A 20,727-nucleotide genomic window follows, 5' to 3' on the forward strand; every position below is an offset into this window, starting at 1 on the left:
TAGGGTAAAAACCAATCAAGTTCATGATGGCATCTGGAACACTTTCATTTTTGATGTTCTTTGTCACCTTGAAATCCTCCAACTCGTCATACACAAAGTTGATGACATACTTATCCTGTTTGGCATTCAAATCCTTTAATGCCGCAGAAAATGACACATTATTATATTGTCGAGTGATACGTTGGGCAGAAACGCCTATACTTATCACCGAAAGCAAAATCAAACTTATCAGATATTTACTCATAGCCTATTCTCTGTTTTTATAGTCCATATACTGTATATACAGTTGAGGGAATCAAAAAACTAAGCAAAACAACAACTTTTTTCGAAATTTACAGAAAAAACAATCAACGACTCCTTGTCTTCCACAAAGCCATAGGATGAAAAGTCTCTCGTTGATAGGCTGTCTTGTTTGTTGTCAGCATTGGAATTCCAAATACTCTCTGGTTCATGTACAGTTTGCAATGGTACTTTAACAATAGAGTCAGAAGCCACTTTCTCATAGTCATTTGCAGAATGATCTGTTTGTTCCTTAAAACTTAAAAAGAAAAAATTTCTTCCCCAACCATTACCAAATATAACATCTAATGGTTCCCCTGTATCTTTCCATATTCTGACTCTTGCTGCAAATCCAAAATCAAATTTAACGGCAGTACTATCATATGTAAAAGTTACAGTATAGAACTTTCTTCCTATCTGTTTTCTTATTTGAGGGCGGCTGTCTCCTCCGTAATCCTTCTTTTTAAAAACTTGAATATCCGATACGTTAGCCTCTTTAAAAAATGGAACATACGCAGGACCAAAGGTCAAAGCCACGTTTCTTGCGCTATTTACAAGAGTACTATTGTCTAAGACCTCTGGTCGCTTGCATGAACTCAAGAATAGTGTACATAATACCGCTATTCCCCAAACTACAATCATTATAAATGGTATTTTTTTCATAATTCGTAATTTTTATATTCTTGAAATATTGCGTATCGATTACTCTCTATTGATCCTTTCCACCAATTCGTCTGGTGTAAGTATCTCCATCTTGGAGAAACCAAACCACTTTTTGCCCAAGTCCTTTATGGATGCACCTATGTGATATACATCATCGTCTATACAAAGGAAGCGGTCATGTGATAAACGGAATGTTTCAACATCAATCGGTGCATATCTTCTATACGCTTGTCGGATTCTTCGTTTAAGGTCGCAATTTGCGACCTTAAACATTCGTCCTTGGTCAATTGAAACATGAAATCTTCTGGAAATCGTTTAATATTACGTTTTACTTGCTCATTAAGACGCTTTGTTTCAACGCCATAAAGTGTGGCAAGGTCACGGTCAAGCATAACTTGTTGTCCTCTAATGATTTTTATTAGAGGCTCTATATTGTCAACACCAACCAACTGGTCACGATTTGTGACCAGTTCGCCATTAACTGTCTTTTCCGTTATATCTGCCATATTTCTATCTTTATTTTTAAGGTCACAAATTGTGACCTTAAACGTGTTGTTACTTATTATTGTATGCAAAGGTAGTGCTTTTAGCCTTTAAGTCACTATTGCACAACCCCTTTCTTTGAAAAGAACGTAAAATCAATAGTATTATTGCGGTGATTGCACTTTTATTAATCGCTTCACTCGTTGTACAAATGAAAAAAGGAGTAAGAACATTATAGCCTTACTCCTTAATACGTATTTTATAAAATGTGAATACACATTTACAACGATTTGCAAAACAGATCTTTCATCTTATCCAAATCAGGCAAAGCCTTCTGTAATTCTTCAGGCATATCCTGTTTGGTTTTATATGTTGCTACTCCCATTGGGCTGTCGTAGTTCCTTACAACAATGTCAACAAAAGCCTTGTTCATTTCTTTGCATAAAACAATACCAATAGAAGGATTTTCGTGTGGCTTTTTTACAGTAAGGTCTAACGCTTGTAGATATGTACATAGTTGTCCCAAATATGAAGGTTTGAACTTACCGTATTTTAGTTCCACGGCTACCATTGCTGCAAGTTCTCGACTAAAGAACAAAAGGTCTATGAACATTTCTTCTCCTTCAAGTACGACACGATACTGGTTACCCATAAAGATAAAATCCTTTCCGAATTGAAGAATGAAATCGCGCATGTTTCTTACAATTTCTTGCTCAACTACACGTTCGTCAATGTCCTCAATCTCCAGTCCCAAATTTTCAGTATTGATGAAATCAAGCAAATATTCATCCTTAAACATTGATATTGTTTTCATTGATTGCTTAATGTCTGGTATCGCTTTCGGAAAATTGTTAGGCATATTGCCTTGATGGTGATATAGGTCATCTGATAAGTATTTCCGTAATACGTACTTGTTCCAATGATACAGGTTCACTTGATGTATATAGTAGATGCGCTCATCTAAAGTGGTAGTTTTATGCAAAATTTCCATATGATGAGTGAAACTAATGCCCACAAAATCCTCTATATGCAAGTCTGCTGACTCTATAGGTCTGTTAATACAAAGGAGTGTCTTTTCTCCTATTTCAACACCATCTTCTATCTTATTTTCAAACTGTTGTAATTGGTTCGCCAATGGCGAACCAATTGAAAGGCATTGCCATTCCTCATAGAAGATACGCATTTTCTTCAAGTTGCCTGAAGAAAAGCCTCTTAATCCTGGCAATTCACGCTGCAATCTCTCACTAATAGTATCAAGAGCTTTTGCGCCCCAATGTGCTTGCTGTAAATTGATAGACACATAACGCCCTATACCATAATATAAAGACAACTGTATGGCATTACTTGACTGGCTCGCCTGTGCTTGAGCTCGCAAAATTGCCCCTTTTATGGTTTGGACAGCTTTATCTACTGTTATATTGTTTTCTTCCATTATACTCTGTTTTGATATTATTTACAAAGGTAGTGCTTTTAGCCTTTAAGTCACTATTGCACAATCCTTTTTTTGAAAAGAACGTAAAATTAATAGTTTTATTGCTGTGATTGTAGTTTTATTAAACTCACCATGGAAGGGATATGCATAGTGTGTTGTATGCATTCCCTTCCAGGGTGATTTTTTTATGGTTCATCCAGAAATTCGATGATTTCTGCTACTTGTTGCCGGGTGTAGAAGTGGGAAAACTTGCCGGCGTAACCCGAACAGAGGCTCTGCTTGAGCTCGGGGCACCGGTTGATCCATCTCACCAGCCGGTTGAGCGCTACCCTGGGGGTAGCGGTGGGAAAGTAGAGCATGGCGAGCTCCGCCTTCCCGTAACTTCTGTCTTCTATCATAATTTGTTCTTTTTAGTCTGTTTTTGTCAGTTGCTTCTTTCTTCTGCCTGGTAGAATAAAATCTCTCCGATTCATAAGAAAATCCCTCCGAAAGATACGGAAATATCTCCGAAAGATAAAAAAATATCTCCGAAGCAGAATTTCCTAAAATGGGAGATTCTCGGGCGACTTATCGGCATCAGCCAATAGGTTTCCTTCCTGAAGTCAGTCAGTTTCTTGGAGTTTCCCTTGAGCTGCACGCTGGGTGTGTGATGCAGGGCAGCCGGTGCTTGATGTCCTCTGCCGTTCTCTTGTCCACTTCATCGCAGTAATACCAGTATCTGGTTTTATCGTTTTTTTCATGTTGCGAAGGTATACAAAATGTTTTACTTAGGCGGCGAGTCCTATGGGACTCGCTTTTCACAAAGAATAGCCTAGGTTAAAGTTTTTAACGCAGCATTTTTGCGCCCATTTTTGTTGGGGTATTTTGAAGAAGAAGTAGTGAAGAAGCGAAACATCGGAAAAGTGACGAGGTGAAGGGTGAAGGGTATATTTTAAATCTTATATTATATTCTTTTTTTTAGGATTTTTGGAAAAACCAGATAATCAGAAAAATGAAAAAACGGATTTTTTTCCTTGCCGCGCGTATATATAAAAAAGAGTTTTCAAACCTTCACCCTTCACCTTTTTAATTAAGGTTTTGTGTGTCAAATAGTTACGGGTGAAGGGTGGTGAAGGGTGTTTTTCGCTTTTTATAAACATATTTTAAGAATTCAGCCCATTTTTACATATTTTAAGCGTTTTTTTTTGGTTCCGAAATGGGTGCCTTTTTTTAGAGGTCCACTTTTTCCTCTTTTCTTACTGCTGAAATCTTTGAAAAATCGAGTGGGGTAGGGAATCACGTCTTATGTTGTGTTAAGCAATTATCTGATAAAAGAAGTTAACGATACCGAAAAAGGACTGGTTTTTAAACAAATATTAACGCAGAAAACTTGAAGTTTCGCATATTAGATTCTGGTTTCGCAAGTTCAGAAGTTAAAGAATTTTAAGGAGTTAAGAGACAATAGTCTTCTAGCTTAAACTTAGGACATTTGTCCCTTAACTTATCCCTAACTTCCTTTAACTTCCCCACATGCGAAAGTTCTGAAAATAAAAAGAGGGTGAGTCATCTGGTTATGACACACCCTCTTTTTTTGTCTTTTATTTCTTTTTCTTCTTCTTCTTTTTGATGCCGAAGAAATCGCGGAGGCCGTTGAAGTCTTTCTTCATGATGAGGCCGAGACCCTGCGTGTTCAGACTGTTGCGCGTAAAATAGCGGTCGTTGGTCTGATTGTACATGCGTATGGCGAGGTTGCCGCTAGGGAAGATGAGGTAGCGAAGGTCAAAATCGCCGATGAAACTCTGCGTGGCATTCGGATTGTCGCGATAACCGAACTGGCCATTGAAGAGCAGGCGGTTGTTGAGCAGCTTGCCACTCAGAATGCCCTCATATTCGGCATTGTTGAAACCTTCATCGCCCGTAGATATGTTGGCACCGAAATTCCAGTTGTTGCTCTTCACCACGTTGGAAAGTACGGTGTTCAGCTGCTGCGAGATGGTGCCGCTCAGCAGGCTCTGCATCGCCAGCGAAGTCTGACTCTGCTGTTCGCCGTCCTCGCTCACCTGGTTGTTGTTGGTCTGGGCGTAGAACCGGCCGATGCCCAAGAGATAGAGCACCTGCTGGTTCATCTCTTCCTGAGAATTGATGATAGAGTAGATCATCTGCTTCGCATCGCTGTTAACCGTAGGCAGGTCCATAGAGAAATCTACCTTAGGCGATTGAGGCGTGCCGGTGATGTCCATCAGGCAGTCTACGCGGATGTTGTTGCCCGAGAACGAACGGCCTATGCGCAGGTCGCTCAGCGGCACTCCGTTTACGGTATATTTAGCCCGCAGGTTGAGTGGGGCGTTGTATGGGTTGCCACCGAAGGCGATGGTGCCGCCCGGCATAAACTCGAACTCCTTCTTGATGAGATTCTGGATGGTGAGCTTGTAGGTGCCGTGGTCTACCACATAGTTGCCAAACATGTCGAACGAGCCCTTGTTGAAGTAGTTGGCGCGAATTACGCCATCTCCGTTCAGGGTGATGTAATCGCCCGACTGCTCGTCCATGATCAGCTTGAGCGTGAGGTTCTGGTTGGTGTTTACGAGGAAGTTGATGCGCATATCCGATTCGAAATCGATGTCATCCTCTCTCTGTTTCGTGGTTGGAGCCCCGTTCAGGCTGTCCATGATATCCGGCACAATCTCGTGCCAGTGGATAAAGCTCTTGTCGCTGATGGCGTCCGGACTTGCCACATTATATACAAAGATGCTGCCCGGTTCGGGCTCAGCGTTGATATCGATGACGGTTTCGCCGCTCTTGCCGTGGATGCCTACCTCGCCCGTGGCATAGATGGTGCCATAGAAGGTGTTGTCGCCAAACTCGCGGGTATCGAAGCCCAGGAAGTTGTGCGCCTTGATATCGAGGTCGTAGCTCAGCCTGGTGAGGTGCTTGTGGTGGATGCCTCCGCTCAGGATGGCTATGTTGCGGTTGCGGTCGAAGATGGTATCATTCTCTATGAGGATATCATCTGGGATAGCGTGGGCATGGAGCGCATCGAAGGTATAATCGGTGTTGAGCTGCTTGAGGTGCACCTTGCCGTGAGCGGTAAGGTCGCCCACAAGATTGATGTTCTTCAAATCGCCCACCACATTGAGATGGCCATCGCCCCAGGCTTCTACCTGGTTCATGAAACTGCCGCAGAAATTCTCGAGGAATTTCATGCTGGTGCCCTGGGCATCGATACCCAGGTCGATATAGTTACGCTTAGGCGAGACGTATCCGTTGATGAGCGTCTGATGCTCCGGACCATCGTCGGCAACTGCATGAATATCAATCTGTTCAAGCTCCTTGTTGAAGTTGACACCAGCATGGAGCACGCCGAGCGGTCCGTTTTCGAAGGTAAACTCCTTCACGTCCAGCTGGGCGTAGGCATCAGGGTCGTTGAAGAGGCTCTTGATGATAGCCTTGCCCGAAGCCTTGCCGGTGAAATCTACCGAATGGAAATTGATGAGGTTCAGCACGTATGCCACATCCACATCCTTCAGGTCGGCTACGATAGAATCGGTCTTCTCGGGTGTAGCAAGACCGGAAACGATGACGTGCTGCTGGTCGTGGCTCACGGCGAAATGGTCTACCAGCAGGCGGTTCTTGCTGTAGATGATGTCGGCAGGATGAACTTCCCACGGCGTGCCGTCGATTCTGATTTCAGACGGGTGTATGGTTACGTGGGCGGTAGAAACCTGATCTTCGTTCTTGAAGAACTGCGCCCTCGTATCGATGATGCCCTGGATAGGGAGCTTAGCCGAATGGTTGTTGTAGAAGAGCTTGGCGAAGAGCTGGTTGTCGGCAGCGGCTGCCTTTACGTGGATGCCCGGTCCGTTATCGCCCCATTTGCCCTGCCTGATCTGCGCATCTACCTTGAGCGAATCGTTGATGGTATGCAGTCGCACTTTGGCTCCATGATAGTCTTTGCCGCCATAGCTGAAGTCAGGCACGCTGGCATAGATGTTGACGGTTTTCTCGGCATCGTTCATGAATCCATCTGCAAAGACGGGCTGCTCTATCTGCAGCGGAATGCCCAGCATGCGCTGCAGTATCTCGGTAGAGGTGATTTCTGCCTGGAAGGTGAAATGGTTCTTCGCACTCCTGTCTACCTTGCCGATGCCCGGAAGGGTAGGCAGTTTGCTGGCTACCAGGTTGGTGAAGCTCTTGGTGAGGGTAGCGTAATCGTACTCTCCGTCAACATGGATGCTGGCGAACGGGGCTTCGAGGTCGAAATAGCTGTCCTTGCCCTGGTTCTTGGCGCTTACGGTGATGTCATCGAGACTGTAGGTCTTGTCGGCTACCTTCAGTCCCAGGATGGTTGGCAGCAGATGCTGAACATGGGCAGTAGCTGCATACTGTTTGCGCGGGATGGAGTAGGAGCCTTCTACCTGGATATTGGCGTTAGGGTCGGCGATGGATGCGAGTCCCTCTACCAGTCCCTGCTTATAGCTTCCGTCTATCTGAATGTTGCGGTAGCTGTACTTGTTGAAATCGAAGCGCGGAATGCTGCCCTTGGCATAGAAATGCTGCTTGTTGCCGTGAGCCGAAAGCGATGCTGCCAGGATGCCGAACTGCCCGTTGTCGAGGATTCGGCCCAGGTTGATGCCCTGGGTGTTGATGCTAGCCTTGAGCTCGGAGCCAGCCTTTTCGGCCTTGATGGCTACTTCGCCCACGCCGGTCTTCAGCTGGCCGCGGGTGCCTGCCTTCTTGCCAGCACCATATACTTCACCTATATAATATATGTCGCCCAAGCGCAGCACTTCTTTCGGAATGCTGATGCGTTTGCCCAGATTTCTGGAAACCTCTCCGATGCCATCGCCTGATATCTTGAGGGCTGAGATGTTTGCCTTCCAGCGCAGAAGGCGGTCCCAATCGCTCACACGGCCGTTAGCCCTGAGCAGCAGACTGCCGCTCTGAGTCTTGAATTCGAGGTTATGGATGCGGGCAGATGTACTGGTGCCCGAAAACTGGAGATGAAGCTGCAGGGCATCCTTGAACTTGCGGAGTTCAGGCACGAAGCAGGCAATATCGGCAAGCGTGATGACGGATGGCTTGATGCCGCCCTGAAACTGGAGTGTAGGCTTTACGATATGCTTGTTCTCGATGCGGTAGGTAGCGCGCAGGTCGTCAAACTGCAATTGCGAATGAGGAAGCTCGATGCTGAAGTCTCTGAGCTGGGCTTGCTGCTGGTCGGCATCGAGTTTGAATCTCAGATTTCTGAGTTGAAGTCCTGATTTATCTTTCAGCGCTATCTTCTTGACAGCCAAATGGATATCCCTGTCGGTGAGATGGCTCAGAATAATGTGGGCAGAGAGGTCGGTGATGCCTAGATGCTGCGGCGAAAAGACGCCCGGCTTAGGTGCAATATCGCGCTGGTTGTAGGCAACGGCACCATGCCGGATAATCAGACTTCCGATGTGCAGGTCGAGCGGAGTATGGCGGGTGGTATCTTTCGAAGCCAGCGAATCGAGCACGAACTGGATGTTCATCGGGCTCTTGGCATCCTGCTTGTAGATGTTGGCATTGAGACCGAAGAGCTGGGCAGATGAAACCGAAATCTTGCCATCCTTCAAAGGCAGGAAATCGAGCTTTGCCGATACGCGCGAAGCACAGATCATGCTGTCGCCCTTCTGGTCGAGCATCATCACGTCATCTATGATAATGCGGTTGAAGAAGCCCAGATTCACCTTTCCGATACTTACCTGAGTGCCGAATTTCTGAGCCAGTGCACCGGCTACTTCAGAGCCGATGAAGGCCTGTACTGGTGGCACGTGCAACAGTACGACAAGCAAGAAATAGACAGCAGCCAGCGTCCATATAATGCTATTGATGATATGTTTTAAATGTTTCAGAGTTGCTTTCTCTAGTTTACAAAAATGTTACTAATTTGAATTTTGCGACAAAATTACGGAAAAATCGGCATAAAATCGAATAATTCACACAATTTTTCTTTTTTATATCACTTTTTTTCACTATTTTTGCAGCACGTTAGAAGTTTCAGCATAGAAGTAGATAAAATATATGTTTTATGGCAGATGGCCAGTATAGCGTCTTGATGAGGGCGCTGACGCATATATCTTGAAGTGATTAGTAAATTTATATTTAATATTTTTTAATGTAGTTATGGCAAATGTAATTAAGTTACGTAAAGGCTTGGACATTAACCTTACGGGTAAGGCTTCCAAGGATGTAACGCTCCAGGTGGCTCAGGCTGGCGAGTATGCGCTGGTTCCTGCGGCTTTCGTGGGTGTGACTCCTAAGGTAGTGGTACGCGAGGGCGATCATGTCAATGCCGGAGATGCCTTGTTTGTGAACAAGGCTTGCCCGGAGGTGAAGTTTGCCTCGCCAGTGAGCGGAGAAGTAACCGCCATTGAGAGAGGTGAGCGCCGAAAGGTGCTCTGCGTGAAGGTGAAGGCCGACGCAGTACAGACCTCTACGGATTTTGGTAAGAAAAACGTTGATGCGTTAGACGGTGAGGCTGTCAAGCAGGCGCTGCTTGAGGCTGGTCTCTTCGGATACATCAACCAGTTGCCTTATGCTGTGTCCACAACTCCCGACACCAAGCCTAAGGCAATTTTCGTTTCTGCCCTCCGCGACATGCCGCTCGCAGCCGACTTTGAGGTAGAACTCGAAGGCAACGAAGAGGCTTTCCAGACGGGTTTGACAGCCTTGAGCAAGATTGCGAAAACTTATCTTGGTGTTGGCGTTGACCAGCACAGCAATGCGCTCGGCGAGGCTAAGAACGTAGAACTCAATGTATTCGACGGTCCTTGCCCAGCAGGTAATGTAGGCGTACAGGTGAACAACATCGACCCGGTTAACAAGGGCGAGGTGGTTTGGACAGTAGATCCAGCATCGGTTATCTTCTTCGGAAGACTCTTCCTGACAGGTAAGGTTGATTTGCACAAGACTGTAGCTGTGGCTGGTAGTGAAATCAAGACTCCTGGCTATGCTGAAGTATTGGTAGGTACACCTTTAAGCAGTTTTGTAGCCAATCAGCTGAAAGCTACTGACCATGTGCGACTTATCAATGGTAATCCTCTTACCGGTGTAAAGACGACTACAGCCGATTTTGTAGGTGGTCATACATCAGAGATTACAGCCATCCCAGAGGGTGATGACAACGACGAGATGCTGGGTTGGATTCTTCCACGTACCGATCAGTTCTCTACATCGCGTTCATATCTCTCCTGGCTCTTCGGCAAGAAGAAGGAGTATAATCTCGATGCCCGTGTGAAGGGTGGCGAGCGCCACATGATCATGAGCGGCGAGTATGACAAGGTGCTCCCGATGGACATCTATGGTGAGTATCTCATCAAGGCAATCATCACCGGCGATATCGACAAGCAGGAGCAGCTCGGTATCTACGAGGTAAGTCCTGAAGATTTTGCTGTGGCTGAGTTCGTGGATTCATCTAAGCTCGAATTGCAGAAGATTGTACGCGAGGGCTTGAATACCCTGCGCAAGGAGAACGCTTAGTTTTAGTTTACAGTTGACAGTTTATAGTTGATAGCAATGCTGCTAAACCCCTATAAACTCTTAACTATTAATTATTATAATAATGAGTGCATTAAGAAATTATCTCAATAAGATAAAGCCTAACTTCCAGAAGGGAGGTAAGTTGCATGCCTTCGAGAGCGTGTTTGACGGTTTTGAGAGCTTCCTGTACGTGCCAAATACGACAGCGAAGAGCGGAGCCAGCATCCACGATTCAATCGACTCGAAGCGCATCATGAGCTTTGTGGTAATCGCCCTGATTCCTGCTTTGCTCTTCGGTATGTATAATGTGGGATACCAGAATTTCAAGGCTGCAGGTACACTGGATGCTGCCAGCTTCATCGAGGTCTTCGGCTTCGGATTCCTGGCTGTCCTCCCTAAGTTGCTGGTTAGCTACATCGTGGGTCTCGGCATCGAGTTTGCCTGGGCTCAGTGGAAGCACGAGGAAATCCAGGAGGGTTACCTCGTCAGCGGTATCATCATCCCATTGATTATTCCTATCTCTACACCGCTGTGGATGCTCGCTCTGGCGTGCGCCTTCGCAGTTATCTTCTGCAAGGAGATCTTCGGTGGTACCGGTATGAACATCTTCAATGTGGCTGTGGGTGCCCGTATGTTCCTCTTCTTCTCATATCCATTGGCTATGAGTGGTGATAAGGTCTGGGTGGCTAAGGATGCTATCTTCGGTCTGGGTAACACCCTGCCTGATGGCTTCACAGCTGCTACTCCTCTCGGACAGCTGGCTCAGGGCAGCATGCCTTCAGCTAGTCTCTGCGATTCTATCATCGGTTTCATTCCTGGCTGTATCGGTGAGACTTCAGTCATCGCCATCGCCATCGGTGCCATCATCCTTCTCTGGACAGGCATCGCATCATGGAAGACCATGGGCAGCGTATTCGCAGGCGGCATCGTGATGGCGCTTATCTTCCAGGCTCTCGGCATGACACCTATCGCCTGGTATGAGCACATCATTCTCGGTGGTTTCTGCTTCGGTGCCGTATTCATGGCTACCGACCCTGTAACCTCAGCCCGTACTGAGAAGGGTAAGTACTTCTACGGATTCTTCATCGGTGCCATCGCCGTTATCGTACGTGTGATGAACCCAGGTTATCCAGAGGGTATGATGCTCGCTATCTTCTTCGGCAACATGTTTGCTCCACTCATCGACTACTGTGTAGTTCAGGGCAACATCTCACGCCGTGCTAAACGTGCTATTAAATAATGTAGGAGGAATGTAGATATGAAGACAAATTCAAATAGCTATACTATTATCTATTCGGTTATCATCGTGGTAATCGTGGCATTCCTGCTCGCGTTCGTGTCTTCTTCGCTGAAGGCAACACAGGATGCCAACGTGGCTCTTGATACTCAGAAGCAGATTCTCAACTCGCTGAACCTGCGCGACCTTGACAACGCTACTGCGGCTGCCAAATATAAAGAGGTGGTGAAGGACGAGAAGGAGAAGGACGGCATGAAGTATTACGAGTGCGAGATTGATGGTCAGAAGAAGACCGTTTACTCTGTAAAGGGTATGGGTCTCTGGGGCGGCATTTCAGGCTTCATCGCCGTGGATGCCGACAACAACACCATCTATGGCGTATATTTCAACCACGAAGGCGAGACTGCCGGACTTGGTGCTGAAATCAAGGACAACCTGAAGTGGCAGCAGAAGTTCCAGGGCAAGAAGATTCACAAGGATGGAGTAGAGGGCATCGCTCTGGGCGTTGAGAAAGACGCTCCTGCCGGCGACCCTAACAATGTAGATGCCGTTACCGGTGCTACATTGACATCCGATGGTGTGGATGCAATGCTCAAGGAAGGTCTTGCTAAATTCATTAAATAATTAAGCGAAATTATGGCATTATTTAGTAAACAAAATAAGGAGGCATTCATCAAGCCACTGAACGGCGACAACCCTATCCTCGTTCAGGTGCTTGGTATCTGTAGTGCCCTGGCTGTTACTTCCCAGCTGAAGCCAGCCATTGTGATGGGACTTGCCGTTACTATCATCACGGCATTCTCTAACGTAATTATTTCCATCATCCGCAACACCATCCCTCAGCGCATCCGTATCATCGTCCAGTTGGTGGTAGTTGCTGCCCTGGTTACCATCGTGAGCCAGGTGCTGAAGGCTTTCGCCTACGACGTGAGCGTGCAGCTCTCTGTGTATGTGGGTCTGATCATCACTAACTGTATTCTGATGGGTCGCTTGGAGGCGTTCGCCATGATGAACAAGCCTTGGCCTTCATTCCTCGATGGTGTAGGTAATGGTTTGGGTTACGCCCTCATCCTCGTGATTGTGGGTGCTGTTCGTGAGTTTCTGGGCCGCGGCTCATTGCTCGGTTTCCAGCTGATACCGGAGGGAGCTTACAACTTCGGATATGTTAACAACGGTATGATGACCATGCCAGCCATGGCATTGATTCTCGTTGGATGTGTAATCTGGGTACATCGTGCCTATATTTATAAGGAGGAGAAGTAAGATGGAGCACGCAATAAGTTTGTTTTTCCGTTCGATTTTCGTCGATAACATGATCTTCGCCTACTTCCTGGGTATGTGTTCATACTTGGCAGTATCCAAGAACGTGAAGACCTCTTTGGGCCTGGGCTTGGCAGTAACCTTCGTGTTGCTCATCACCGTGCCTGTAGATTACCTGTTGCAGACCAAGGTGCTCAGCGCCGATGGCATTCTGGGTGTTGACCTCACTTACCTGAGCTTCATCCTCTTCATCGCCGTCATCGCCGGTATCGTGCAGCTGGTAGAGATGATTGTAGAGAAGTTCTCACCATCGCTCTATGCAGCGCTGGGTATCTTCTTGCCATTGATTGCCGTAAACTGTGCCATCATGGGTGCATCGCTCTTCATGCAGCAGCGCATCCTGATGGAGCCTACCAATACTCAGGCTATTACCTCTGTATGGGATAGCATCGTTTATGCCGTAGGTTCCGGTCTGGGTTGGACTCTTGCCATCGTGCTGATGGGAGCCATCCGCGAGAAGATGCAGTATTGCGACGTGCCAAAGCCATTGCAGGGACTCGGCATCACATTTATCACAGTAGGCCTCATGGCAATGGCTATGCTTTGCTTCTCAGGCTTGAAAATCTAAAATAGGAGGACTATAGATATGGGTAATACATCATTTATATTGGCTAGTATCGGAGTTTTCCTCGTGGTGATTCTCCTGCTGGTTATCATCCTGCTCGTGGCTAAGAAGTATCTGAGCCCTAGCGGAAATGTAAATATCGAAATCAATGGCGACAAGACCATCAACGTGCCTCAGGGCAGCAGTTTGATGACTACGCTGAATGAGAACGGCATCTTCCTGCCTTCTGCCTGCGGCGGTAAGGCAAGCTGTGGCCAGTGTAAGGTTCAGGTGCTTGAGGGCGGCGGCGAGATTCTCGATTCTGAGAAGCCTCACTTCACCCGCAAGCAGATTAAGGACCACTGGCGTCTGGGATGCCAGTGCAAGGTGAAGGGCGACCTGAAGATCAAGGTGCCTGAGAGTGTGATGGGCGTGAAAGAGTGGGAGTGCGAGGTTATCTCCAACAAGAACGTTTCATCATTCATCAAGGAGTTCAAGGTGGCTCTGCCTCCAGGCGAGCACATGGACTTCGTTCCGGGTTCTTACGCTCAGATCAAGATTCCTGCATACGACTGCATCGATTACGACAAGGACTTCGACAAGGATCTCATTGGCGAGGAGTACATCGGAGCATGGAAGAAGTTCAACATATTCTCTCTCAAGGCTCACAATCCAGAGCCTACCGTTCGTGCTTACTCTATGGCGAACTATCCTGACGAGGGTGATATCATCACTCTTACTGTCCGTATCGCCACAACTCCATTCTTGCCACGTCCACAGGTTGGATTCCAGAACGTACCTACAGGTATCGCTTCTTCTTACATCTTCTCATTGAAGCCAGGCGACAAGGTAATGATGAGTGGTCCTTACGGAGACTTCCATCCTAACTTCACATCAGGCAAGGAGATGATCTGGATTGGTGGTGGTGCCGGTATGGCTCCATTGCGTGCGCAGATTATGCACATGACCAAGACTTTGCACACAACAGATCGTGAGCTGCACTTCTTCTACGGAGCGCGTGCGTTGGGTGAGGCATTCTTCCTGGAAGACTTCTGGGAGCTTGAGAAGGAATTCCCTAACTTCCACTTCCATCTTTCATTGGACCGCAAGGACCCAGTGGCAGATGCTCAGGGCGTGAAGTACTACGAGGGATTTGCTGTTAACTGCATCCGTGATACCTACTTGAAGGATCATGAGGCACCAGAGGATTGCGAGTACTATCTCTGCGGACCTCCAATGCTGATCAAGACCGTAACGGATTATCTGGATTCTCTCGGAGTAGATCCTGAGAGCATCATGTACGATAACTTCGGATAAAACGATAATTCAATCAAAAGAGCAATGCTTGTTCTCAAAAAAATGAGAGGCAAGTGTTGCTCTTTTTTTTATTTTTCTGAATATATACAATATAATAGAGATAATTACGTTTTTATCTTGAAAGTATAGATTTAATTATGAATAAGATAAAGGTAGGTGTATGTTTTGCCCTTTGCAGTCTGGCAGCCCCATCTATGGCACAGTATATGTGGCAAGAGGAGGATGGCACGGAGAAGATAGATCTTCGGGAAGATATACAATATGGTGTTGAGATGCAAGGGTCGTTTTCGAAAGGTAAAACCCCATTGTGGCTTAACGCAAACAAACATGGATTAAGTTCTTTAGAGAAGAATAACGGCTATCTCAGAGGTAGTCTGGTTCGTCCGCTTTCTGCAGATTCTGCCCGCCGCTGGGCTGTAGGATATGGAGTAGATGTGGCAGTACCGGTAAACTATACCAGCCATGTAGTGGTGCAGCAGGCTTATGTGGAGGCCCGCTGGCTTTATGGTGTGCTGACTGCAGGTGCCAAGGAATATCCGATGGAGCTAAAAAACCAGTCGCTCTCCAGTGGTAGCCAGTGTCTGGGTATCAATGCCCGTCCGATACCTCAGGTTCGTCTGGCGCTTCCTGAATATTGGACGCTTCCGTTTGGTAGAGGCTGGCTGCAACTGAAAGGTCATCTGGCTTATGGTATGACTACGGATGATGGCTGGCAGCATGATTTTACGAAACGGCAGACTAAATATTGTGACCACATGCTCTATCACAGCAAAGCAGGTTTTCTGCGTATCGGAAACGAGAATGCTTTCTGTCCGCTCAGCATAGAAATGGGCTTGGAAATGGTTGCTCAGTTTGGTGGCAATGCATATCGTCCAATAGGTGACAGTATGGAACAGATTCCTACCGAGAAAAATCTGAAAGGCTTCTGGCATGCGCTGTCGGCAACGGGCTCTGATGCAGGAGAAGGGGCTTATGCCAATGTTGCCGGCAACCAGTTGGGCAGTTGGCTGATGCGTATCAATTATGACACTGACAGTTGGAAAGCTGCCATCTATGCCGATCATTATTTCGAAGACCACAGCCAGATGTTTCTCCTCGACTATAATGGATATGGTGAGGGCGCAGACTGGAATAAGAAAGTAAAACGCCGTTTCTTCATGTATTCGTTGAAGGATATCATGCTGGGCTTCGAACTGAATCTGAAGTATTCACGCTGGCTGAAAAATGTGGTGCTGGAGTATCTCTATACCAAATATCAGAGTGGTCCGTACAATCATGACCGTACATCGGGTATCGCAGACCATATAGCGGGTACTGATGATTATTATAACCACAGCATCTATCCAGGATGGCAGCATTGGGGCCAGGTGATAGGAAATCCACTCTACCGTTCGCCTATTTATAATAACGACGGATATATTGATATCAGAAACAACCGCTTCATAGCTTATCATCTGGGTTTTGATGGTCAGCCTACACAGCGGTTGGGCTATCGTATATTAGGCACCTATCAGAAAGGTTGGGGTACATATAGCAACCCGTTTACAAAAAAGCATCATAATGTAAGCTTTCTGGTAGAGGCCCATTACGATTTCCCGCATCAGTGGCAGATAAAGGCAGGCTATGCGATGGATTTCGGTAGCGAAAAGATGCTGGGACATAATGCCGGTATGCAGATAACCATCAGCAAAAGAGGCTTGCTGACGAAAAGAAAATAATAATCGATAAGATAGAAAATATGAAAAAGATAATAGGGGTGCTTTCCCTTGCTGTTATGATGCTCACTCTAAGCTCATGTGAGGTAGAAACAAGCCAGAATGGTGATTTGGATGGTTTCTGGCATCTGGAGCAGGTAGATACTTTAGCTACAGGGGGTACTTGTAACTTTGCAGATAAGCGCGTGTTCTGGGGCTGCCAGTATAAGTTGATTCAGGTTGCTGATTATGATTACTTTGGTGATGGTAGAGGATTTTATCTGCGTTTTGAGCAAACCTCCGACAGTTTGCTGATTACATCTGTTTATCGTAATAAATGGCATGAAGATTATGGAGGCGATGTACTTTTAACAGAAATGAATGATTCTTTGCGTAGCTGTGGCATCAATCATCTGAATGAGCATTTTGCCAAGGAGGTAATGACCGGAGGTAAGATGCAACTGAAGAGTAAAACCCTGAGATTGCGGTTCAGAAAATTCTGAAAAAAAGCCCTCGATGCATGTAGCACCGGGGGCTTTTTGGGTATGCTCGGTTTCTTACTTCTTCCTTTCTGATTCCTTGATGAAACCATGTCGGTAAGCATAGAGAAGTTCCTTCAGGTCTTCTATCTGCTTACGGAGTTCGCAACCTATATCTGTGTCGGCTACCAGCATTCGGCGGTTCGACATTTCTACAATCTGTGTGGTACTCTTGATGTCGGTACCTTGCTTGATGGCATCTTCCATACTCGTAAATGGCTCGTGCTGGACCAGCTGAAATCCGCGGGAGTGATATACTAAGGTGTAGCCGGCAATGCCAGTCTCGTTGTGGTAGGCTTTAGAGAAACCTCCATCGATAACCATCAGCTTGCCGTTTGCCTTGATAGGGTTCTCGCCCTTGGTTGTGCGAACGGGCACGTGCCCATTGATGATATGGCGGTTAGGACCGGTTACCCCAAACTCATCCATAATATGGTCGATAACCTGTTCGTTATCGCGCAACAGGAAGTAGTATCCCTTCTCTTCTTTATGAGTCTCCTTATCGGTAATGAAATAGCGCTCGAAGGTGGCCATCTTACTCTTGTCGAAGAGCGGACTGTCAGGACCGCACCATAGGTAGATGAAATAATCGATGGCATATTCCTTTTCATTCGGATCAGAATCTGATTGGAAAGCTGTGCGTATCTGCATGCCCGTATGATGCATCAGGGCTCTGCCGCTGAATTTCTTGCCAGGATATATTTCTACCTCTTTTAATGAACCATCTTCGTTGAGCGGACAGGAAGCATGGAAAAGCAGGTTGTTGTTGAAGATAGCGTACATGCAACCATGCTGCAGCATAACGTTGATATGCTTGTGCAGCTTCTCGCAGACCATAAACGAATGATGCAGTTTCTGAATCAGAATTTCCTCTTCTTCAGATAGTTTGTCTGGATTGTCCGGATCGATGGTAGGGAAGTGGCATGAGGTCATGTCATACTCTTTTCCGTCAATCTCTACCTTGCCTTTCCTGTAATCGATATGGTCAAAAAGACAACGGTCTTTCATCTTCCATTCCGGATGCTTCTTGAAAAGCTGGCTCTCTAATTTAAACTGGATGACAGCTATAGCCTTGTGCATCTGAGAGGTGAGCCGCTGGGTCTTTTCATCCATTGCTGCTGCACCTCCGCTGAGCTTAGGCAGAAATTCTTTGCAATCATCCTCCTTGTAGGTTTCCATCGCAAAAGTAGCGAGTGGTACGAGGTTGATGCCATAGCCTTCTTCCAATGTCGAGAGGTTGGCGTATCGCAGGGAGAGACGGATCACATTACAGATGCAGGCATCATTGCCGGCAGCTGCTCCCATCCATAGTACATCGTGATTACCCCACTGGATGTCCCAACTGTGGTAGCGGCGCATCTTGTCCAAGATGATGTGGGCTCCTGGACCTCTATCGTAGATATCGCCCAGAATATGGAGCTGATCGATAGCCAGGCGCTGGATGACGTTGGCTATAGCGATGATGAAATCATCGGCTCTGCCTGTGCTGATAATCGTATCAACAATAACATTGACATAGGCTGTCTTGTCATGATCTTCGGTGTGCTCGTGCAAAAGCTCCTGGATAATATACGAGAAATCGCATGGCAGCGATTTGCGCACCTTGCTTCGGGTATATTTGCTGGAAACATCACGGCATACAGCCACCAACTGGTGCAGGGTGATGTGATACCAGTCGTTGATGTCGGGTTCGTTCTGCTTGACGAGTTCCAGTTTCTGCTCAGGATAGTAAATAAGAGAGCAGAGTTCTCGCTTCTCCTGTTCGCGAAGGGTATTGCCAAAGAGTTCGTTCACCTTACGCTTGATATTTCCTGATGCATTTTTCAGTACATGCAGGAAGGCCTCATACTCACCATGGATGTCGGCAAGAAAATGCTCGGTACCCTTTGGCAGGTTGAGGATGGCTTGCAGGTTGATAATCTCGGTGCTCGCCTCTGCTATAGTAGGGAACGACTGAGAGAGCAACTGCAAATATCTCATGTCTTGTTCTATATTATAATGTTTCATGTTTTTTTCCATTTTCTTAGAGCCTTTTTACTATTTATTATCTTTTGCAAAGATAGTATAAATAATAGATAAAACAAAGGAAAAAAGTATTTTTTTTGAAAAATCTTTCTGTTTTTTCAGATTTTTGCAGTACTTTTGCAGAAGAAATATAATAATTCTTCAAACTAACTATATTTGATTATGAAACAAACTATTCTTGTTACAGGTGGTACAGGCTTCATAGGTAGCCATACTACAGTAGAGTTGCAGCAGGCAGGCTACAATGTTGTTATCGTAGATGACCTCTCAAACTCAAAGATTGAAGTACTCGATGGTATCGAAAAGATTACTGGTATCCGCCCTGCTTTTGAACAGGTTGACTTGCGCGACAAGGCTGCTACCGAGGCTGTATTCCAGAAATATCCTGATATTAAGGGTATCATTCACTTTGCTGCAAGCAAGGCAGTAGGCGAGAGCGTACAGAAGCCTTTGTTGTATTATCGCAACAATATCGTATCGCTCATCAATCTTCTGGAACTTATGCCAAAGTATCAGGTAAAGGGTATCATCTTCTCTTCTTCTTGTACCGTTTATGGTCAGCCGAAGCCTGAGAATTTGCCTGTAACAGAAGAGGCTCCTCATCAGAAGGCTACTTCACCTTATGGCAATACTAAGGAGATTAATGAGCAGATCATAGCTGATTATATCCATAGTGGTGCAGCCATCAAGAGCATTGTATTGAGATATTTCAATCCTATAGGTGCACATCCTTCTGCTGAGATTGGTGAGTTGCCAAATGGTGTGCCAAACAATCTGATTCCATACGTTACTCAGACAGCTATGGGTATCCGCAAGGAACTCACTATCTTTGGTAATGATTATGATACTCCTGATGGAACCTGTATCCGCGACTATATTTATGTTGTAGACTTGGCTAAGGCACATGTAGCTGCTATGGCACGTGTTCTTGATAAGGAGACTGAGCCTATCGAATATTTCAATATCGGTACAGGTAATGGAAACTCAACTCTCGAAATTGTTGAGACTTTTGAAAAAGCTACAGGTGTGAAACTGAATTGGAAGTATGGTCCACGAAGAGAGGGCGATATTGAGAAAATTTGGGGTGATTGCACCAAGGCGAACAAGGTACTCGGCTGGAAGGCTGAGGCTAAGCTTGAAGATGTGTTGGCTTCTGCTTGGAAATGGCAGCAGAAACTTCGCGCTGATGGCATCATGTAAAGTGTTGGTTGTTTTAGAAAATAATGTGAATTGGCTTCTTTTTTCCTCTGAAAGGTTAAAAAAGCTAATTTTTGGGAAACTTATCGTCGGGAAGACGGTAAGTTTCCTTTTTTTTATATATCTTTGCAGAAAGAACTATTGGTTTAACGAAACTTGAAAATGTATGAAACGGACTTTACTTTCAATATTAACAATTGCAATGTTAGCACTTTCTGTTCCTTCGGATGCCATGGCCAACGAGGGAAACATAGAATGGGCAGACCTTGATGTGGCAGATATCAACTTGAACTATGCTGGGGGCGTGATGCATATCACAGGCGCTAGCGGGCAAGTGGTGAGAATATATAATGTGGCAGGTGTTACTATCAAGACCTTCCGCATAGAAGGTAATGACAAGCGCGTAAACTTGCCATTGGCTGAAGGTATCTATATTGTAAAGGTGGGGAATACCTTTACGCGCAAAATTTGCGTAAAGCATTAATAGTACTATAGAGGCCTTAGAATGCCGT

General features: G+C 45.9%; 17 protein-coding genes. 10 read left to right on the plus strand and 7 right to left on the minus strand.

Features of this window, described 5'->3' with window-relative positions:
• The 6 genes from NNC77_RS07850 to NNC77_RS07875 all read right to left on the minus strand — a co-directional run.
• The coding region (locus NNC77_RS07850) for a hypothetical protein (protein ID WP_254971972.1) at positions 1 to 244 on the minus strand (244 nt) is incomplete at its 3' end.
• Positions 245 to 303: 59 nt separating this feature from the next.
• A complete protein-coding gene (locus NNC77_RS07855; RefSeq protein WP_254986871.1) occupies positions 304 to 942 on the minus strand; it encodes a hypothetical protein in 639 nt (212 codons plus the stop codon).
• 158 nt (positions 943 to 1,100) lie between these two features.
• Positions 1,101 to 1,448, minus strand: a complete 348-nt coding sequence (locus tag NNC77_RS07860; RefSeq protein ID WP_234699073.1) for an ORF6N domain-containing protein — start codon at positions 1,446 to 1,448, stop codon at positions 1,101 to 1,103.
• A 257-nt stretch (positions 1,449 to 1,705) separates the two neighbouring features.
• A complete protein-coding gene (locus NNC77_RS07865) occupies positions 1,706 to 2,857 on the minus strand; it encodes a PDDEXK nuclease domain-containing protein (RefSeq protein ID WP_200758046.1) in 1,152 nt (383 codons plus the stop codon).
• A gap of 185 nt (positions 2,858 to 3,042) precedes the next feature.
• A complete protein-coding gene (locus tag NNC77_RS07870; RefSeq protein WP_006846744.1) occupies positions 3,043 to 3,255 on the minus strand; it encodes a DUF4248 domain-containing protein in 213 nt (70 codons plus the stop codon).
• A 1,179-nt stretch (positions 3,256 to 4,434) separates the two neighbouring features.
• A complete protein-coding gene (locus tag NNC77_RS07875) occupies positions 4,435 to 8,634 on the minus strand; it encodes a translocation/assembly module TamB domain-containing protein (protein WP_254970385.1) in 4,200 nt (1,399 codons plus the stop codon).
• Positions 8,635 to 8,986: 352 nt separating this feature from the next.
• Here NNC77_RS07875 and NNC77_RS07880 point away from each other — a divergent pair, with 352 nt between their 5' ends.
• From NNC77_RS07880 to NNC77_RS07915, 8 genes are all read left to right on the plus strand, one after another.
• On the plus strand, positions 8,987 to 10,342 hold the full coding sequence (locus tag NNC77_RS07880; protein ID WP_118064478.1) for a Na(+)-translocating NADH-quinone reductase subunit A: 1,356 nt from the start codon (positions 8,987 to 8,989) through the stop codon (positions 10,340 to 10,342).
• Between the two features lie 82 nt (positions 10,343 to 10,424).
• On the plus strand, positions 10,425 to 11,582 hold the full coding sequence (locus NNC77_RS07885) for an NADH:ubiquinone reductase (Na(+)-transporting) subunit B (protein ID WP_254970384.1): 1,158 nt from the start codon (positions 10,425 to 10,427) through the stop codon (positions 11,580 to 11,582).
• A gap of 18 nt (positions 11,583 to 11,600) precedes the next feature.
• Positions 11,601 to 12,203, plus strand: coding sequence for an FMN-binding protein (locus tag NNC77_RS07890; protein WP_089542478.1), 603 nt, complete (start codon positions 11,601 to 11,603; stop codon positions 12,201 to 12,203).
• A gap of 12 nt (positions 12,204 to 12,215) precedes the next feature.
• A complete protein-coding gene (locus tag NNC77_RS07895; protein WP_006848995.1) occupies positions 12,216 to 12,842 on the plus strand; it encodes an NADH:ubiquinone reductase (Na(+)-transporting) subunit D in 627 nt (208 codons plus the stop codon).
• A 1-nt stretch (position 12,843) separates the two neighbouring features.
• Positions 12,844 to 13,467 carry an NADH:ubiquinone reductase (Na(+)-transporting) subunit E gene (gene nqrE / locus NNC77_RS07900; RefSeq protein WP_006848996.1) on the plus strand — a complete coding sequence of 208 codons (624 nt, stop codon included), beginning with the start codon at positions 12,844 to 12,846 and terminating at the stop codon, positions 13,465 to 13,467.
• Positions 13,468 to 13,485: 18 nt separating this feature from the next.
• Positions 13,486 to 14,760, plus strand: coding sequence for an NADH:ubiquinone reductase (Na(+)-transporting) subunit F (nqrF, locus tag NNC77_RS07905; protein WP_089542481.1), 1,275 nt, complete (start codon positions 13,486 to 13,488; stop codon positions 14,758 to 14,760).
• 137 nt (positions 14,761 to 14,897) lie between these two features.
• Positions 14,898 to 16,478 carry a capsule assembly Wzi family protein gene (locus tag NNC77_RS07910; RefSeq protein ID WP_254970383.1) on the plus strand — a complete coding sequence of 527 codons (1,581 nt, stop codon included), beginning with the start codon at positions 14,898 to 14,900 and terminating at the stop codon, positions 16,476 to 16,478.
• Positions 16,479 to 16,498: 20 nt separating this feature from the next.
• Positions 16,499 to 16,957, plus strand: coding sequence for a lipocalin-like domain-containing protein (locus NNC77_RS07915; protein ID WP_117727982.1), 459 nt, complete (start codon positions 16,499 to 16,501; stop codon positions 16,955 to 16,957).
• Positions 16,958 to 17,011: 54 nt separating this feature from the next.
• Here NNC77_RS07915 and NNC77_RS07920 read toward each other — a convergent pair whose 3' ends face one another.
• The gene (locus tag NNC77_RS07920; protein WP_117727995.1) at positions 17,012 to 19,000 is read right to left on the minus strand and encodes a fructose-1,6-bisphosphatase; all 1,989 of its coding nucleotides are present in this window, start codon (positions 18,998 to 19,000) and stop codon (positions 17,012 to 17,014) included.
• Positions 19,001 to 19,180: 180 nt separating this feature from the next.
• On the opposite strand from NNC77_RS07920, the gene galE reads away from it, so the two are divergent.
• A complete protein-coding gene (gene galE, locus NNC77_RS07925) occupies positions 19,181 to 20,218 on the plus strand; it encodes a UDP-glucose 4-epimerase GalE (protein ID WP_006849003.1) in 1,038 nt (345 codons plus the stop codon).
• A gap of 199 nt (positions 20,219 to 20,417) precedes the next feature.
• Positions 20,418 to 20,699 carry a T9SS type A sorting domain-containing protein gene (locus tag NNC77_RS07930; RefSeq protein WP_254970382.1) on the plus strand — a complete coding sequence of 94 codons (282 nt, stop codon included), beginning with the start codon at positions 20,418 to 20,420 and terminating at the stop codon, positions 20,697 to 20,699.
• Positions 20,700 to 20,727 lie beyond the last annotated feature (28 nt).

The sequence above is a fragment of the Segatella copri genome, from assembly GCF_024330485.1.
In the GTDB taxonomy this organism is placed as follows: domain Bacteria; phylum Bacteroidota; class Bacteroidia; order Bacteroidales; family Bacteroidaceae; genus Prevotella; species Prevotella copri_L.

Excerpts from the sequence above, each read along its gene's own strand:
- NNC77_RS07855 (WP_254986871.1), bottom strand. The coding sequence starts at position 942 with ATGAAAAAAATACCATTTATAATGATTGTAGTTTGGGGAATAGCGGTA.
- NNC77_RS07860 (WP_234699073.1), bottom strand. The coding sequence starts at position 1,448 with ATGGCAGATATAACGGAAAAGACAGTTAATGGCGAACTGGTCACAAAT.
- NNC77_RS07865 (WP_200758046.1), bottom strand. The coding sequence starts at position 2,857 with ATGGAAGAAAACAATATAACAGTAGATAAAGCTGTCCAAACCATAAAA.
- NNC77_RS07870 (WP_006846744.1), bottom strand. The coding sequence starts at position 3,255 with ATGATAGAAGACAGAAGTTACGGGAAGGCGGAGCTCGCCATGCTCTAC.
- NNC77_RS07880 (WP_118064478.1), top strand. The coding sequence starts at position 8,987 with ATGGCAAATGTAATTAAGTTACGTAAAGGCTTGGACATTAACCTTACG.
- NNC77_RS07885 (WP_254970384.1), top strand. The coding sequence starts at position 10,425 with ATGAGTGCATTAAGAAATTATCTCAATAAGATAAAGCCTAACTTCCAG.
- NNC77_RS07890 (WP_089542478.1), top strand. The coding sequence starts at position 11,601 with ATGAAGACAAATTCAAATAGCTATACTATTATCTATTCGGTTATCATC.
- NNC77_RS07895 (WP_006848995.1), top strand. The coding sequence starts at position 12,216 with ATGGCATTATTTAGTAAACAAAATAAGGAGGCATTCATCAAGCCACTG.
- nqrE (WP_006848996.1), top strand. The coding sequence starts at position 12,844 with ATGGAGCACGCAATAAGTTTGTTTTTCCGTTCGATTTTCGTCGATAAC.
- nqrF (WP_089542481.1), top strand. The coding sequence starts at position 13,486 with ATGGGTAATACATCATTTATATTGGCTAGTATCGGAGTTTTCCTCGTG.
- NNC77_RS07910 (WP_254970383.1), top strand. The coding sequence starts at position 14,898 with ATGAATAAGATAAAGGTAGGTGTATGTTTTGCCCTTTGCAGTCTGGCA.
- NNC77_RS07915 (WP_117727982.1), top strand. The coding sequence starts at position 16,499 with ATGAAAAAGATAATAGGGGTGCTTTCCCTTGCTGTTATGATGCTCACT.
- NNC77_RS07920 (WP_117727995.1), bottom strand. The coding sequence starts at position 19,000 with ATGAAACATTATAATATAGAACAAGACATGAGATATTTGCAGTTGCTC.
- galE (WP_006849003.1), top strand. The coding sequence starts at position 19,181 with ATGAAACAAACTATTCTTGTTACAGGTGGTACAGGCTTCATAGGTAGC.
- NNC77_RS07930 (WP_254970382.1), top strand. The coding sequence starts at position 20,418 with ATGTTAGCACTTTCTGTTCCTTCGGATGCCATGGCCAACGAGGGAAAC.